General features: G+C 59.2%; 1 protein-coding gene. It reads left to right on the top strand.

Annotated features, from left to right (window positions below):
• Positions 1–267 (top strand): hemagglutinin repeat-containing protein (locus ACYP03_RS26430; RefSeq protein WP_459782729.1); only part of this gene is annotated, 267 nt, incomplete at both ends.

The raw sequence follows: 267 nt of genomic DNA, 5'->3' as shown, positions 1-267 counted from the left end.
CAGCACGAAACATTCGAGCAGGAATACGGCGCCTTCAGCGGCGGCGACCTGTATTCGATGGACTCAGAACGTCAGGGTGAAATCCACAACACCGCCAGAGGCAGCACCCTGACCTCCGGCGGCACAGTGAACGTCAATGGCGGCAGTGTGAGCGTGATTGGCTCAGGTATTAATGCCGACGCCGATGTGAATCTGACGGCCGATACCGGCAATATTGACGTGCTGGCGGCGCAGGAAACCCACACCCGCTGGTCGGAATCCGAATCC

The organism is Photobacterium sp. R1 (assembly GCF_054600795.1).
Note: the sequence above shows the minus strand (reverse complement) of the source record. Positions and strands in the feature narration are given on the sequence as shown.